Genomic DNA, 15,160 nt, shown 5'->3' on the forward strand with positions numbered 1-15,160 from the left:
TATCAGTAACCGACGGTGAAGCGCTGACGCGAGTGTCTAGGTGTTTCAACCTCATCAATCATGGCGATGGCGTAGTCGGCAAAGCTGATCGAGCTGTTACCGTCACTGCTCACCAGCAGATCATCCTGGCCCAGACGGAACTTACCGGTGCGCCCGGTTCCATCGAACAGGGCAGAAGGCGACAGGAACGTCCAATCCAACTCCTTTTCCTGACGCAGCGCTTCCAGGAATTCAGCCCCGGCACTGGCTTCGGCCTTGTACTCTGCCGGGAAGCCCGGGCTGTCGATGACGCGGCTGCCGTCCGGTAGCAGCAGCGAACCTGCACCCCCCACCACCAGCAGGCGTTTGACCCCGGCCCTTTTCACCGGGCCGATCACGGCGCCGGCGGGCAAGGTGGCAAAGTGTGCGGCGCTGATTACCACGTCGCTGCCACTGATGGCGTGTTGCAGGGCGTCGGCGTCCAGGGCATCGACCTGCTTGACCGTGACGCCCGGGCGAACGCCCAGCTTGTCGGTGTTGCGGGCGATGGCGGTGACGCTATGCCCACGGCGCAGCGCTTCTTCCAGCAGTTGGCTACCGGCACGGCCAGTGGCCCCAATGATTGCGATCTTGCTCATGACGTTCTCCAACAGGGTTAAGGGTTCAAACCAATCACCACTTCATTTCGCCCTTGGCGACTTTGGCGCTCAGTTCCAGCGAGCTCTCGTCGGCGAGGGTGGGGTAACGCTGTTTCATGGCCGCGATCAGGGCGGCAGAATCCTTGGCCTTGGCGGTCTCGATGTCGAAAGCCTTGATGTAGTCAGCGGTGAATTTCACCGAGGCCAATGATGGAGTGCCTAGGTAATGGCCTGGAATCACCGTCTGCGGTTTCAAGTCTTCAATACGCTTGAGGGTTGCCAGCCAGTCTTTATGGGATTGCGCGCCCTGGGTATCGGCCATCCACAGGTGGATGTTTTCTGCGACGACCACGCCACCGACCACGGCCTTGATCGACGGAATCCACACAAAGCTGCGATCCGGCTGCGGGCCGTCGAGGCCGATCACTTCAAGCTGTTGCCCTTCAAGAGACAGGCTGTGGCCTTGCAGTGCCTGCGGCACGATGGTCCTGGCGGGTTTGTCGGCGCCCATTTTCGGACCCCAGAATTCCAGCTTGCCGGCGACGGTGGCGTTGATATGGTCGACCACCGGTTGCGGCGCCAGCACCTTGGCGTCGGGGAAGGCGCTGGTGAGCGTGTCGAGGCCGAAGTAGTAGTCCGGGTCGCCATGGCTGATGTAGATGGTGGTCAGGTGCTTGCCGCTGGCGCGGATCTTTTGCACCAGTTGCTCGGCTTGACCCTTGCCGAATTGCGCATCCACCAGGATCGCGTCTTTGGCGCCGCTGACCAACACCGAACTGACCGGGAAGATCGCGGCTTCGCCGGGGTTGTAGACGTCGAGTTTCAGCTCTGCGGCGGCGGCGTGGGCGGCGAAGGCCAGGGCGGCAGTAGCCAGGGTCAAGCGTTTGAAGGTCGAGAACATCGGGCAGCTCCTGCCATGGGTAAGGGATGCACAGAGCTTAGTTGCATAAAACACCACAAAAAATGCGATGCTGGGACATAGTTTGTTTCTGAAATCGGGCAAATCATGGATCGTCTTCAAGCAATGCGCGTGTTTGTCACCGTGGTCGACCTGGGCAGCCAGTCTGCCGCCGCCGATCATCTGGACCTGTCGCGGCCGGTGGTGTCACGCTACCTGGCCGAACTGGAGGACTGGGTCGGCGCGCGGCTGCTGCACCGCACCACACGCAAGCTCAGCCTCACCGCCGCCGGCAGCGAAACCCTGCCGCGCTGTCGGCAATTGCTGGAACTGTGTGGTGATATGCAGGCCGCCGTCAGTGAGCCCGATGACGCGCCCCGAGGCTTGCTGCGCCTGAGTGTCAGCACCTCGTTCGGCCAGGCGCAATTGGGCGCGGCCATTGCCGAGTACGTCAAACGCTATCCGTTGGTGACGGTCGACCTGCAGATGCTCGATCGCACGGTGAATCTGGTGGATGAGCGCATTGACCTGGCGATCCGCACCAGCAATGACCTGGACCCGAACCTGATCGCCCGGCGCTTGACCGTATGCCGCTCGGTGGTCTGCGCCACACCGGCCTATCTGCGCGAGCATCCAGCCCCGCAGAAAGTCGAAGACCTGGCCCGGCACAATTGCCTGACCCACTCTTATTTCGGCAAGAGCCTGTGGCATTTCGAAGAACAGGGCGAACACGTGTCGGTGCCGGTGCACGGCAATATCACGGCCAACGAGGCCGGCACGTTATTGCGTATCACCCTGGCCGGGGCAGGGGTGGCGATGCTCCCCAGTTACCAGGCCGGCGACTTGATCCGCAGTGGTGAACTGGTGCGCTTATTACCAGAAGCTGAGCCGCGGCAGATGAACATTTATGCGGTGTATGCCTCGCGCAAGCACATGCCCTCGGCGCTGCGCAGCCTGCTGGATTTCCTGGTGCTGCGGTTTCCCGAAGAGCCCGCATGGGACATCGGGCTCTGAGCGCGCTATAAACGCGCTGAATGGCAACCAATCATGGCAACTTGCCCTAGCTGACCTATGCTTTAAACAGCACCCTGTAGATCGGGTCCGGAGGGCAGTGCCATGAGTATTAAAACCCGCAAATACCTGACGATTTTCTCCCTCTGCGCATTGGCGACGGCGCTGTATGGCACTGCCGCCTATCGCGTCGAGCAAACGCGCATGCAGCCGGCGGCGTTCGCCATCAGCTGCCATCAGGATCAATGCGTGCCGCGCAGCGGCAGTTTCAGCGCACTCCGGTAGGCTGCTCGGCCTTTAACTGCTCGCGAAAGGCCTTGGGCGAAAACCCGACTCGGCGGCGAAACAGCCGCGAGAAGTTGGTCGGGTCAGAAAAACCCAGCACCTCGGACATCTCATTGATGGTCATGCTGGTGTAGGTCAGCAAGCGCTTGGCTTCCAGCAACTGACGATCATGCATGATCTGCAACGCCGGTTGCCCGCCCAACTCCCGACACGTGCCATTCAAGTGTGAGACCGAGATGCCCAGCTTGTGGGCCAAGTCTTCAATCTTGGGATGCTCACGGTAATGCTGCTCGACCAGCTGGGTGAAGCGGCGGAAATACTCACGACCCCGCGGTGCCCGGGGATGGCGGCGCTGGATCGCCTGGCGACTGACCCACACCAGCAGCACGCTCACCAGGGCATGCAGCATCATGTCCCGGGCCGGTTGATCATCGGCGTATTCGTCCTGCAAACGGGCAAAAAGCCTGTTCAGGTAGTCGCTGTCCTTGCCTGCCGGGTAACTGCCGAGGGTTTGCAAACCATCGATGGTGTCGCCCAATTGCGCCTGCAAGTGGCTGACCAGCGGCGCCGAGAGGGTCACGACATAACCTTGTACATCTTCAGAAAAACGAAAGCCATGCACACAGAGCGGCGGCAGCACTTGCAGGCTCGACTCGTTGAGGGTGGTGCGCTGGCCTTCGATTTCCAGTTGTGCCTGGCCTTTGTGCACATACAGCAACTGACACAGGTCCGCGTGCCGGTGGGGCTGGATTTCCCACTGGTATTCCCGACTGCGCCGGGAAATAGTTTCGCAGTGCAACAAATCGGGCGTCGGCCACTGCTGGCTTTCCCCGTAAAGCTTGAAGACCGGAATCGCGGTTTTGGTCATGGTTTCAATCCGATACTCAGGATAGTGGTTCGGTAATCGCCCCGATTGGCGAAAAGTGCAGGCTTTGAGGCAGTTTTCACCTTCTTATGCTGCTCACTCAAGTGAAAAATGTCAGCCACAAGTCCACTGACAACTCTTTCACTCGATCCGTTCGAATGAAGGGTGAAGGCGATAAAAATAATGAAAACCCTGAAAACTCAAGTTGCCATTATCGGTGCCGGTCCGTCCGGATTGCTGCTCGGCCAGTTGCTACACAACGCTGGTATTCAAACCCTTATCCTAGAGCGCCAGAGCGCCGATTATGTGCAAGGTCGCATCCGGGCCGGCGTGTTGGAGCAAGGCATGGTCGACCTGCTGCGCGAGGCCGGCGTCAGCCAACGCATGGACACCGAGGGGCTGGTACATGACGGTTTTGACATTGCGCTCAATGGCCGACTCTTCCCCATCGACCTCAAGACCTTGACCGGTGGCCAGTCGGTGATGATCTACGGCCAGACCGAAGTCACCCGCGACCTGATGGCCGCTCGTGCAGCCGCCGGCGCCACCACCCTGTATGAAGCGTCCAATGTGCAGCCCCATGACCTCAAGGGTGAGCAGCCCTGGCTGACGTTCGAGCATGAAGGCCAAGCCTGGCGCTTGGAGTGCGACTACATTGCCGGTTGCGATGGCTTCCATGGCATCGCCCGTCAGTCGATTCCGGCCGAGGCATTAAAGGTGTTCGAACGGGTCTACCCCTTCGGTTGGCTGGGTGTGCTCGCCGACACACCGCCGGTACACGCCGAGCTGGTGTACGCCAAACACGCGCGGGGCTTTGCCCTGTGCAGCATGCGTTCACCGACGCGCAGCCGTTATTACCTGCAAGTGCCGCAGGACGAGGCCGTGGAGCAATGGTCGGATGCACGTTTCTGGGAGGAGCTCAAAGCGCGCCTGCCCCATGCATTGGCAGAGCAGTTGGTCACCGGCCCGTCGATTGAAAAGAGCATCGCGCCGCTGCGCAGCTTCGTGGTGGAGCCCATGCAATACGGGCGCCTGTTCCTGCTCGGCGATGCCGCGCATATCGTCCCGCCCACCGGTGCCAAGGGCCTGAACCTGGCGGCCAGCGATGTGAGCAGCTTGTTCCGGATCCTGCTCAAGGTGTATCGCGAAGGGCGCCTGGACTTGCTGGAAAAATACTCGGCGATCTGCCTGCGCCGGGTGTGGAAAGCCGAGCGGTTTTCCTGGTGGATGACCTCGATGCTGCATCAGTTTCCCCAGGCGGACGCTTTCAGCCAGCGTATTGCCGAGAGCGAACTGGACTATTTCATTCACTCCGAGGCCGGGCGCAAAACCATCGCAGAAAATTACGTCGGGCTTGCTTACGAGCCTATCGAATAGCCTGCTATCGTATCGAGCATTCCCGCGGGCGACCTTTTCCTGCGGGCCTTGCTCGAAGGTTCTGCCGTGACTCACCTCAATCAGCCCGCTCCAACCGTTCCCGCCGTGCGCAGCATCCTTGCTGCACTGATGATGGCGATCTTCCTCGGTGCCTTGGACCAGACCATTGTCGCCGTGTCCATGCCGGCCATTTCCGCGCAGTTCCATGACGTCAACCTGCTGGCCTGGGTGATCTCCGGCTACATGGTGGCGATGACCGTGGCGGTGCCGATCTACGGCAAGCTCGGCGACCTGTATGGGCGCCGGCCGATGATGCTGATCGGCATGGGCGTGTTCACCCTGGCGTCGCTGTTCTGTGGCATGGCGCAGAGCATGGAACAATTGGTGCTGGCGCGAATTCTCCAGGGCATCGGTGCCGGCGGGATGATCTCGGTCAGCCAGGCAATCATCGGCGACATCATTCCCCCACGCGAACGCGGCCGTTACCAGGGCTACTTCAGCAGCATGTACGCGGTAGCCAGCGTGGCCGGGCCGGTGCTGGGCGGCTATATGACCGAGTACCTGTCGTGGCGCTGGGTGTTTTTGATCAACCTGCCATTGGGTGCAGGCGCCTGGTACGTGGCCCATCGCACCCTGGTGGGGCTGCCGGTGCCGCAGCGCAAGCCGATCATCGATTACCTCGGCACGGTGCTGATGATCATCGGCCTGACCGCGTTGCTGCTGGGTATCACGCAAATCGGCCAGGGCCATCATTGGCGCGATGACGAAGTGCTGGGGTTGCTGGCCTGCGCACTGCTGGCGCTGAGCGTGTTTGTGTGGCACGAGCGCCGGGCCCGCGAGCCATTGCTGCCCATGCACCTGTTCGCCAACCGCAGCGCGGTGTTGTGCTGGTGCACGATTTTCTTCACCAGCTTCCAGGCGATTTCCCTGACCGTATTGATGCCCCTGCGTTACCAGACCGTGACCGGTTCAGGCGCCGACAGCGCGGCCCTGCACCTGCTGCCACTGGCGATGGGTCTACCGATGGGGGCGTATTTCGCCGGGCGCATGACCTCGGTGACCGGCCGCTATAAACCCATGATCCTCAGTGGCGCATTGTTGAGCCCCTTGGCCATTCTTGGCATGGCCTACAGCGCGCCCCAGGCGATGGTGATCACCGCCGTATTCATGTTGCTGTGCGGGATCGCCGCGGGCATGCAGTTCCCCACCTCATTGGTAGGCACGCAGAACTCGGTGGAGCAACGGGACATCGGCGTCGCCACCAGCACCACCAACCTGTTCCGCTCCCTGGGCGGGGCCGTCGGGGTGGCGTGCATGTCGGCGCTGCTGCTGGCGTTGTTGCACGATTCCAGTTTTGCCCACTTGACCAGCGGCGCGCTGGTGGCCGAAGGCAGCTCCGGCAACGTCTTGCTCGACGGCCTCAACGCCGCCCCGGGCCCGGCCCAGGATGCGTTGCGTGGGGAGTTGGCGGTGACGTTCCGGCATTTGCTGATGGTGAGCGCGGCGGTGTCGTTGCTCGGGTTGGCGGCGGCGATAGCGATGCCGAACCGGGTGCTGCGCGGCCGGGAAGACAAAGCCCGCTAACTGACACCCTCAAAGTCCAAATGAATGCAGGAGGTCAAAATGTGGGAGGGGGCTTGCTCCCGATAGCGGTGGATCAGTCAGAATATTTTTGACTGATACACCGCTATCGGGAGCAAGCCCCCTCCCACATTTTAATTGCATTCCAGGTCAGGGGCTGTAGTAACCCACTGCCACCATGAAATGCCCGGTCTTGCGCACATAAGCGTGCTTGTTCTCGACCTTGCCGGTCACCGGGTTCCTCCAGCGGTACTCGTATTCCCCCTGGTCCTGCTCGGCCATCAGCTTGAGGATCGGCTCACCCACCGGCTTGCCGTCCGGGTCCTTGATCTTGCCGAAGTCGGTATTGACCAGGCGCAGGTTGGTACCGTGGGCCACATAACGTTGGGTATCCAGGTCGACCACAAATACATACAGGTCATCCTGCAGGAAACCGCCCTGCAAGGAATTGATCGCCTTGAGTGTGCCGGTTTCGTCCTTCACCAGCGCATTCACCGCTTTGTTGCGCAGCGCTCGCGCCTGTTCCGGCGTGGCCCGGGGCAGGTAATAGCCGACCGCGAGGATGCGTTCGCCCACCCGCTGATAAAACACGTGCTTGTGTTCGACCTTGCCGTCATTCCAGTTCTGCCAACGATAGTCAGCCTGTTGGATGCCCTGGCCTTCGGGCACCTTGAGCGCGTCCTTGAATGACTGACGCAAATCCGGCCCGAGTACCTCGGACACATCGCGACCGATCAATGCAGAGGAGGGGCCGCCACTGGCGAGCAGTACGCCCCGGGTATCGACCACAAACACATAGCGGTCCTGGTCGATGAATTCGCCTTGGCGGCTGAACGCGGCAAAGGCTTTGTCGCCTTGCTGGTGGTAGTACGCCAAGGCCTTTTCCAGCAGGGCCTTGGCGGCTTGGGCGTCCGCTTCCTGAGCCGGGTCGGCATGCACCTGGCTGCAACACAACAGCAGCAGCCAGGTGATTCGAAGCAGTGTGTTCATTTACCCGTCCCTCGATCTTGTTGATGTGCCAAGAGCGTAGACGGTTGCCGGGTAATCAGAAGGGTTTGGTCGGCAGGTATTTGCCGTCCAGGGTGATGACCGCACGGGAACCGCCGTCCGGGTCTTCGACTTTCTTGATGTCCAGCTTGAAATTGATGGCGCTGATGATGCCGTCGCCAAACTGTTCATGCACCAAGGCTTTTAGGGTGGAGCCGTAGACCTGCAGCATTTCGTAGAAACGGTACATGGTCGGATCCGTCGGCACGCCGCCTGGGAAGCTGCCGCGCAGAGGCACGCTTTGCAGCAGGCGGCTGGCGTCCTGGTCGAGGCCGAGTTTGTCGCACACGATGTCTGCGGCGTCCTTGGGCAGCGGGTGCTGGCCGAGCAGGGCGGCCGTGACGAAGGCCAGGCTCAGGCCGGTGCCGTCGGTGAGGTCCTGCCAGGACAGGTTCTTGCGCGCCTTGAGGTCGATAATGGTGTCCGCCAGGGCCAGGCGTGGGGTTTGGGCGAATTGGGATTGCAACATGGTGACGTCCTCTTGGTTAAGTCAGGTTCAGGCGGCGTGGGCACGGGTGGCTGGATGGTCGAGCAGGGAGACGAAGCGTCCAGTGCGCCCATCCAAAGCGTCGATGCCGCCGGTTTCGATGTCATAGACCCAGCCATGCAGGTTCATCCGGCCTTGTTCCAGGGCCAGGGCTACGCTGGGGTGGGTCTTGAGATTAGCCAATTGGGCGACTACGTTTTCGCGCACCAATGCCTCCAGGCGTGCAGCGTCCGAGACGTGCTGGCGTGAAGCGTTGATCACCCTGGCCGACTCGGCATGGCGTAACCAGTTGGCCACGGCCGGCAAGTGGTTCAGGCATGTGCAGGTGGAAATCGCGGTCATTGCGCCGCAGTCCGAATGCCCGCAGATCACAATGTCGCTGACGCCGAGTACCGCGACCGCATATTCGACCGTGGCTGACACGCCGCCCGGCTCCGGCCCGTAGGACGGCACTATGTTGCCGGCATTGCGGATGACGAACAGATCGCCGGGCTCCTGCTGGGTCAAAAGTTCCGGGACTACACGGCTGTCGGAGCAGGACACGAACAAGGTGCCAGGGTTTTGCGTGGTCGCCAGGTGTTTGAACAGGTCGCTGCGCTGGGTAAAGGCTTCAGCCTGGAATTTGCGAAAGCCGTCGATGAGATGCTGCATGGTGGTTCTCCTTGCGTCGCTGGTGGGGCAAGGATGGAAGTTTTCAGCTATAGCGTCCAAGACCGGTTTATTATGCTTTCTATAAGTCGTTCCTATAGCTGGAGCATTGTCGATGCTGTTGCGCCATATCCGTTATTTGCTGGCCGTCGCCGAGCACCGCAATTTCACCCGCGCAGCCGAAGCGTTGCATGTATCGCAGCCGACCTTGTCGCAGCAGATCAAGCAACTTGAAGAAAGCCTGGGCGCGCCGCTGCTTGACCGCTCCGGGCGCAGCGTCAGCTTGACCGATGCAGGGCAAGCCTATGTGCGCTTTGCACGGCTGGCCTTGCAAGACCTACAGGCCGGCACCCGCGCCATTCACGATGTGCAAGACCTCAGCCGCGGGCATTTGCGCCTGGCGATGACGCCGACCTTTACCGCCTACCTGATCGGCCCGCTGCTGGCGCGGTTCAACCGGCTGTATCCGGGCATTACTTTGAGCATCGAAGAACTGACCCAGGACCGCATCGAAGTCGCCCTGGGCGAGGATCTGCTGGATATCGGCATCGGATTTACCGGCGAGCATGGGCCAGACATCGAGTGTGAGGCGCTATTTGTCGAAGAGTTGAGTGTGGTCGTGGGGAGCACACACTCCGAATTGATTCGCCTCGATTGGCTCGAGCAGCCGCTGGTGCTACTGAATACGGGCTTCGCCACCCGCCGTCATATCGATGACTATTGCCGCCGGCAAGGTGTGAAACCCCGCATCGCCATGGAAGCCAACTCCATCAGCGCAATCATCGAAATCGTGCGCAATACGCCACTGGCAACCGTCCTGCCCCAGGCACTGGCCGAGGCGCAGACGGGCTTGCACGCCGTGACCATCGACCCACCGTTGCCGCAGCGTACTGCCGCACTATTGAGCCGCAAGGGCGCCTACCGCAGTGCCGCCTGCAGGGCGTTCGTCGAGTTGATCAAGGCGCCGAGTGGAGGGGCAAGCGCGTTTTACCTGGTGTAAGACAAGCAAAGTGTGGGAGGGGGCTTGCTCCCGATAGCGGTGTGTCAGGCGTAGATTTATTAGCTGAGCCACTGCAATCGGGGGCAAGCCCCCTCTTATCAAACTTCAAATAATATACTGATTTTAAAGAGTTAAAATTTAGTCTTAACACCGGATATTTTGGAGGCGGCCCGGGTTGCTGCGCGACGGCGCCACGTCGACGATGTGACCGGGTTGTTGGGTTGTTGGGGCGAGTACATATCCGTTGCTTAGGTAACGGCCACTATAGGTTCCGCCCTTACGGCGGCTTACTTTTGCCTGGGCCGGCATTCCGGCCTTTCAAAAGTGAGCCGCTGTAAAAGCGGAACCATAAGTGGCCGTTGCCCAAATAACGGATATGTACCCAGGACGAAAACCAACATCCTGCTCGGCTGTCAGGCCGCCACGGGAGCAAGCTCCCTAGTTTGCTGCGCGACAGCGTCACATCGAAGATGTGGTGGGGGCTCCCACATTTTGACCGCGGTGTACCCGTTGGATCGCCATCAAGGCGCAGCCAACCACTGACTGACCACTCCCTCATACACACCGGTTGCTACGCTCAGGTGCAGCCACTGATCCACATAACTCTTCCAGGCCACATCATCGCGAGGCAGCAGGAAGGCTTTTTCACTGTATTGCATCGGTTGCTCCGGGTTGACCGCACACAACCCAGGCTTGAGCTTCTGCTGGTAGCGCGCCTCGCTGGCGTCGGTGATCATCACGTCGGCCTTGCCTGCCAGCAATTGGTCAAAAATCGTCACATTGTCATGCAGGCGAATCTGCGTTTTGGCCAGGTGGGCGCGGGCAAACACTTCGTTGGTGCCGCCTGCCGGCTCGATCACCCGCACCTGAGGCTGATTGATCTGTTCGACTGTCTGGTAGCGCTGCACGTCGGCGCAGCGCACCAGCGGGATCTTGCCGTCGACTCCGAGGGACTGGCTGAAGAAGGCTTGTTTCTGGCGCTCCAGCGACACGGAAATACCGCCCACGGCGATGTCGCAACGTCGGGCAAGGAAGTCCGGCATCAGGGTTTTCCAGGTCGTAGGCACCCAGTTGACCTTGGCGTTGAGGCTCTTGGCCAGGGATTCGGCCATGGCAATGTCAATGCCTTCATAGCGGCCGTCGGTACGCAACGAGGTGTAGGGTTTATAGTCGCCGGTGGTGCAGACGGTAAGGGTGCCGCGCTGAAGTACTTCATCCAGGCGCGAGGCGGTGGTGTCGGCCTGGGCGGTGCTTGCCAGGGTCGCCAGTACACAGAGGGCTAGAGGCACTTTCATGGGAGTCGAATCCTTGGAGGCCATGCGGGGGGCGGCCATTATTTCCAGCAGAGCGCCAAGGTAGCAAGCGGCGGCGAATGTTTGGCCGCATTGCAACAAAACGTTATAGAACCTGGATCTAACTCGCGACCAACGCGTGCTAAGGTGCCGGGCATCTACCTCAATGTGATTTGCGCATGGACGGTTCTTCCCCTCATCCCGCGACATTGCCCGTGCCCGGCCCGGCCGATATTGAGGCGCTACCCTCCGAACTGGCCTTCTGGGCCTTGTTTCACTGCCGACACGCACGCCCACCCGATACCTTTTCCTACGTTGATCTATCCAATGGATGACGCACTTGTGCGCATCTGCCTGACCCAAACGTATGAGAATTCCCATGACAGATTTTGCCAGCCTGGACGAAGCCCAGGCGTTCCTTGAACAGAACCCGGACATCGAGCTGTTCGAGTTGTTTATCCTCGACAACAACGGCGTACCACGCGGCAAGCTGCTGCACCGCGACGAGCTGCTGGCGGTGTATGAAAGTGGCCGGCCACTGCCCAGCACCATCCTCGGCTTGACCATCAATGGCGACGACGTAGATGACTCCGGGCTGGTATGGGACGTGGGTGATATCGACTGCCGCGCCTACCCGATCAGCGGCAGTCTGCAGCGCATGCCCTGGCGCTTGATCCCAACCGCTGCGGTGCAAGTCAGCATGCACCCCACTGAAGGTTTACCCGCCACCGTTGCCGACCCCCGGCACCTGCTGGCCAAGGTCATCGATGCCCTCAAGGCTGACGGGTATTACCCGGTGATGGCCGCAGAGCTGGAGTTCTACCTGCTCGACCAGAAGCCCGACAGCAACGGCCGCCCGCAACCGGCGCGGGACGCGGACGGCAAGCGTCCACGTTCGACCCAGGTCTACGGCCTGCGCGAACTGGAACAGATCGAGCCGTTTCTCGCCGACCTCTACAGCGCCTGCAAACTGCAAGGTATCCCGGCGCGCACGGCGATCTCCGAATACGCTCCGGGCCAGGTTGAAATCACCCTCGAACATCGCACTGACGCGTTGCAGGCGATGGACGAGGCGGTGCGCTACAAACGCCTGGTCAAGGGCGTGGCCCACAAGCATGGGATGACGGCGTGTTTCATGGCCAAGCCATTCGATGACCTGGCCGGCACCGGTATGCATATGCATGTCAGCCTGGCCGATGCCCAGGGCCATAACCTGTTCGCCAGCGAGGCGGCTGATGGCACGCCGCTGTTGCGCCAGGCGGTGGGCGGCATGCTCGACACCTTGCTTGATTCGTTGTTGATGTTCTGCCCTAACGCCAACTCTTATCGGCGTTTCCAGACCAACAGCTACGCGCCCCTGGCCGCCACCTGGGGCGTGGACAACCGCACCGTCAGCCTGCGCGTGCCCGGTGGCCCGGCCCATTCCCGGCATATCGAGCATCGCATTTGCGGGGCAGACGCCAATCCTTACCTGGCGGCCGCTGCGATTCTTGCCGGCATCCACCGCGGCATCCGCGAACAGCGCGACCCCGGTGCCCCAGTGGAAGGCAACGGCTACGCCCAGGCCAAGGCGTTGCTGCCTACGGATTGGCTGACCACCCTGCGCGCACTTGAGGGGTCAAGTTGGGCACGGGATGCGTTCGGCGGTGAGTTCCTCGGCGTCTATCTGGCGGTTAAACGCGAGGAATACCGCCAGTTCATGGGCGAGGTCGGTGAGCAGGATTGGCGTTGGTACCTGCACCAGGCGTGACCGATTTCACGGTAGTGAGGCTTTCGACCTTTTTTTCACGTTGCGGTGGTTAAGCTGCGGGTCAAGATCGTTCACTACCGTTTTACCCACATGAGCCCGCGATGTTGCCACAACCCCCACCCTCCATCGAGATCGAATTCACTGAGCGCTGTGACCGTGAGCACGCCAGGGTCTGCGGTGACTCGCGCCCACCCCGGCTGTTGCAGCGCCTGGGGGCTTGGCGCGATGCACGGCTGGTGCGCCATGCGCTGAAGGTGGCCGGCGAGCCGGGGCTCGTCCTTGACCTGGCGTGTGGTTCGGGGCGTTTCTGGCCGGTGTTGGCGGAACATGTCAACCGGGTGATCCTGGCCTCGGACCACTCCCAGCCCATGCTCGACCATGCTCGTACCCATCACCCGGGGACGCTGCTCAAGCGCGTAAAGACATTTCAAGGCTCGGCGTTCTCCATTGGCCTGTCGGCGAATGCGGTGGACTGCATTTTCTGCCTGGAATTGTTTCGGCATGTGCGCTGCAGCGAGGTGCGATCAATCTTGTTACGCGAGTTTCATCGCGTCAGCCGCGACACGGTCATTGTTTCTGTCAGCGCAGGAACACCGGTGGAAGACGAGTTTCGTCGGGCAGGCTTCAAGATTCTGAATTATCAGGAGTTCCTGCCGGGCTCGAGGCTTTGGTGCGTGTACGTTCTGCGTAAGAGAGGATAACTTCCATTTGTCGGACTATTCTTCGTCTGCTGTCGGAGTTTTCATGATGCTGTGTGCACTACGGATGCTCGCAAGTCCCTTTCGCGATATATACTGCGCGCCATTCTTCAAGGGAGAGCCGTGTGGCCATCGATATTCACTGGATCTGCGACAACGATAGCCTCGGCCAGCATTGCGCCGAATGGCAGCAGTTGCCATTCGTCGCCCTCGACACCGAATTCATGCGGGTCGACACCTTTTATCCCATTGCCGGGCTGATCCAGATTGGTGATGGCATCCGCGCTTACCTGATTGATCCGCTGACTATCGATAATTGGCAACCCTTGGCCGCCTTGCTGGAAAACCCGGCGGTGATCAAGGTGGTGCATGCCTGCAGCGAAGATCTGGAAGTGCTGCTGCGCCTGACCGGCAGCCTGCCGGTGCCGCTGTTCGACACCCAATTGGCTGCGGCTTACCTGAACCTCGGTTTCTCCATGGGCTACTCGCGCCTGGTCCAAGCCGTGCTGGATATCGAGCTGCCCAAGGGCGAAACCCGCTCTGACTGGCTGCAGCGGCCGTTGTCGGAGACGCAAGTCAGCTACGCCGCCGAAGACGCGGTGCACCTGGCCGAGGTGTATATCCGCCTGCGCCCCCGGCTATCGGATGACAAGTACGCCTGGGTACTGGAAGACGGCGCCGAACTGGTAGCCAACCTGCGCCGTGAGATCGACCCTTACGAGGTCTACCGCGATGCCAAGCTGGCATGGAAGCTGTCCCGCGCCCAACTCGCCGTGCTGCGTGAACTGTGCGCCTGGCGCGAGCAGCAGGCCCGTGCACGTGACCTGCCGCGCAACCGCATCATTCGCGAGCACTCGTTGTGGCCGCTGGCTAAATCCCAGCCGGATAACCTGGCAGCGCTGGGCAAGATCGAAGACATGCACCCACGCACCGTGCGCCAGGACGGCCAATTCCTGCTGGACCTGATCAAGCGAGCCGGCAGCGTGCCGATGGACCAGTGGCCTCCCGCCGTCGCCGAGCCTTTGCCGGTGGACGCAGCCACGCTGATCAAGCAACTGCGCGCCCTGGGCCAGACGTTCGCCGAGCGCCTGGACATGGCGCCGGAACTGATGCTGCGCAAGAAAACCCTCGAAGCCCTGGTTAAAAGCGGCTACCCCGATGGGCCTTATCAATTGCCAGACTCGCTGCGTGGCTGGCGTCGCGAGCTGATGGGCCAGGCGCTGCTCGACAGCCTGGCCACCGCCGGAGAACAGCCTTGAAACGTATTTGCTCCATCTATCGCAGCAAGAAAAAAGACGGCATGTACCTCTACGTGCTCAAAAGCGACGCCCTGGAGCGCGTGCCTGAACCCTTGATGGAAGCCTTCGGCAAGGCCCACCACGCCTTCGACATGGTGCTGACGCCGGAGCGCAAGCTGTCCCGCGAGGACATCACGGTGGTGCTGGAAAACCTCGACAAGCAGGGCTACCACCTGCAAATGCCGCCGGCCGAGGACGAGTACATCGAGCACTTGCCCGAAGAGCTGTTGCGCCGCAACGACCCGATGTGATCGATCAGTGCCCGCATCAGGGCGCAGGCTTTAAATGGAATCGTATTAGAGGACG

At 60.9% G+C, this 15,160-nt stretch carries 16 protein-coding genes; 9 read left to right on the forward strand and 7 right to left on the reverse strand.

Features of this window, described 5'->3' with window-relative positions:
- Positions 1 to 2: 2 nt before the first annotated feature.
- A complete protein-coding gene (locus tag KVH01_RS03625) occupies positions 3 to 617 on the reverse strand; it encodes an NAD(P)-dependent oxidoreductase (RefSeq protein WP_217880482.1) in 615 nt (204 codons plus the stop codon).
- A gap of 34 nt (positions 618 to 651) precedes the next feature.
- Positions 652 to 1,518: an MBL fold metallo-hydrolase gene (locus KVH01_RS03630; RefSeq protein WP_217880483.1), complete on the reverse strand. Its 867-nt coding sequence runs from the start codon at positions 1,516 to 1,518 to the stop codon at positions 652 to 654.
- A 105-nt stretch (positions 1,519 to 1,623) separates the two neighbouring features.
- On the opposite strand from KVH01_RS03630, the gene KVH01_RS03635 reads away from it, so the two are divergent.
- Positions 1,624 to 2,529, forward strand: coding sequence for a LysR family transcriptional regulator (locus tag KVH01_RS03635; RefSeq protein ID WP_217880484.1), 906 nt, complete (start codon positions 1,624 to 1,626; stop codon positions 2,527 to 2,529).
- A 102-nt stretch (positions 2,530 to 2,631) separates the two neighbouring features.
- Complete coding sequence (locus tag KVH01_RS03640) at positions 2,632 to 2,811, forward strand: hypothetical protein (protein WP_043046463.1); 180 nt, start codon at positions 2,632 to 2,634, stop codon at positions 2,809 to 2,811.
- Here the strand turns inward: KVH01_RS03640 and KVH01_RS03645 are convergent.
- Positions 2,795 to 3,679: a helix-turn-helix domain-containing protein gene (locus KVH01_RS03645; RefSeq protein ID WP_043046464.1), complete on the reverse strand. Its 885-nt coding sequence runs from the start codon at positions 3,677 to 3,679 to the stop codon at positions 2,795 to 2,797. The two genes, KVH01_RS03640 and KVH01_RS03645, sit on opposite strands and share 17 nt — an antisense overlap.
- A 189-nt stretch (positions 3,680 to 3,868) precedes the next feature.
- Here KVH01_RS03645 and pobA point away from each other — a divergent pair, with 189 nt between their 5' ends.
- Both pobA and KVH01_RS03655 read left to right on the forward strand, forming a co-directional pair.
- Complete coding sequence (gene pobA / locus KVH01_RS03650) at positions 3,869 to 5,053, forward strand: 4-hydroxybenzoate 3-monooxygenase (RefSeq protein ID WP_217880608.1); 1,185 nt, start codon at positions 3,869 to 3,871, stop codon at positions 5,051 to 5,053.
- 66 nt (positions 5,054 to 5,119) lie between these two features.
- Complete coding sequence (locus KVH01_RS03655) at positions 5,120 to 6,637, forward strand: MDR family MFS transporter (protein WP_217880485.1); 1,518 nt, start codon at positions 5,120 to 5,122, stop codon at positions 6,635 to 6,637.
- A gap of 147 nt (positions 6,638 to 6,784) precedes the next feature.
- Here KVH01_RS03655 and KVH01_RS03660 read toward each other — a convergent pair whose 3' ends face one another.
- Genes KVH01_RS03660 through KVH01_RS03670 form a run of 3 tightly spaced genes read right to left on the reverse strand, consistent with a single transcriptional unit; the run spans position 6,785 to position 8,819 of the window.
- Positions 6,785 to 7,624 carry a cache domain-containing protein gene (locus KVH01_RS03660; protein ID WP_217880486.1) on the reverse strand — a complete coding sequence of 280 codons (840 nt, stop codon included), beginning with the start codon at positions 7,622 to 7,624 and terminating at the stop codon, positions 6,785 to 6,787.
- A 55-nt stretch (positions 7,625 to 7,679) separates the two neighbouring features.
- The gene (gene cynS / locus KVH01_RS03665; RefSeq protein ID WP_056847330.1) at positions 7,680 to 8,150 is read right to left on the reverse strand and encodes a cyanase; all 471 of its coding nucleotides are present in this window, start codon (positions 8,148 to 8,150) and stop codon (positions 7,680 to 7,682) included.
- Positions 8,151 to 8,177: 27 nt separating this feature from the next.
- The gene (locus KVH01_RS03670; RefSeq protein WP_217880487.1) at positions 8,178 to 8,819 is read right to left on the reverse strand and encodes a carbonic anhydrase; all 642 of its coding nucleotides are present in this window, start codon (positions 8,817 to 8,819) and stop codon (positions 8,178 to 8,180) included.
- 112 nt (positions 8,820 to 8,931) lie between these two features.
- Here KVH01_RS03670 and cynR point away from each other — a divergent pair, with 112 nt between their 5' ends.
- Positions 8,932 to 9,816, forward strand: coding sequence for a transcriptional regulator CynR (cynR, locus tag KVH01_RS03675; RefSeq protein ID WP_217880488.1), 885 nt, complete (start codon positions 8,932 to 8,934; stop codon positions 9,814 to 9,816).
- A gap of 521 nt (positions 9,817 to 10,337) precedes the next feature.
- On the opposite strand, the gene KVH01_RS03680 is transcribed toward cynR, so the two are convergent.
- Positions 10,338 to 11,111, reverse strand: a complete 774-nt coding sequence (locus KVH01_RS03680) for a transporter substrate-binding domain-containing protein (RefSeq protein WP_217880489.1) — start codon at positions 11,109 to 11,111, stop codon at positions 10,338 to 10,340.
- A gap of 376 nt (positions 11,112 to 11,487) precedes the next feature.
- On the opposite strand from KVH01_RS03680, the gene KVH01_RS03685 reads away from it, so the two are divergent.
- The 4 genes from KVH01_RS03685 (at position 11,488) to KVH01_RS03700 (ending at position 15,105) form a co-directional block, all read left to right on the forward strand.
- Positions 11,488 to 12,858, forward strand: a complete 1,371-nt coding sequence (locus KVH01_RS03685) for a glutamine synthetase family protein (RefSeq protein ID WP_217880490.1) — start codon at positions 11,488 to 11,490, stop codon at positions 12,856 to 12,858.
- Between the two features lie 101 nt (positions 12,859 to 12,959).
- Positions 12,960 to 13,559: a class I SAM-dependent methyltransferase gene (locus KVH01_RS03690; RefSeq protein ID WP_217880491.1), complete on the forward strand. Its 600-nt coding sequence runs from the start codon at positions 12,960 to 12,962 to the stop codon at positions 13,557 to 13,559.
- A 122-nt stretch (positions 13,560 to 13,681) separates the two neighbouring features.
- A complete protein-coding gene (gene rnd, locus KVH01_RS03695) occupies positions 13,682 to 14,815 on the forward strand; it encodes a ribonuclease D (RefSeq protein ID WP_043046477.1) in 1,134 nt (377 codons plus the stop codon).
- Positions 14,812 to 15,105, forward strand: coding sequence for a YcgL domain-containing protein (locus KVH01_RS03700; RefSeq protein WP_014717482.1), 294 nt, complete (start codon positions 14,812 to 14,814; stop codon positions 15,103 to 15,105). The genes rnd and KVH01_RS03700 overlap by 4 nt, the downstream gene beginning before the upstream one ends.
- Positions 15,106 to 15,160: the final 55 nt, after the last annotated feature.

The sequence above is a fragment of the Pseudomonas khavaziana genome (assembly GCF_019145205.1).
GTDB lineage: Bacteria > Pseudomonadota > Gammaproteobacteria > Pseudomonadales > Pseudomonadaceae > Aquipseudomonas > Aquipseudomonas khavaziana.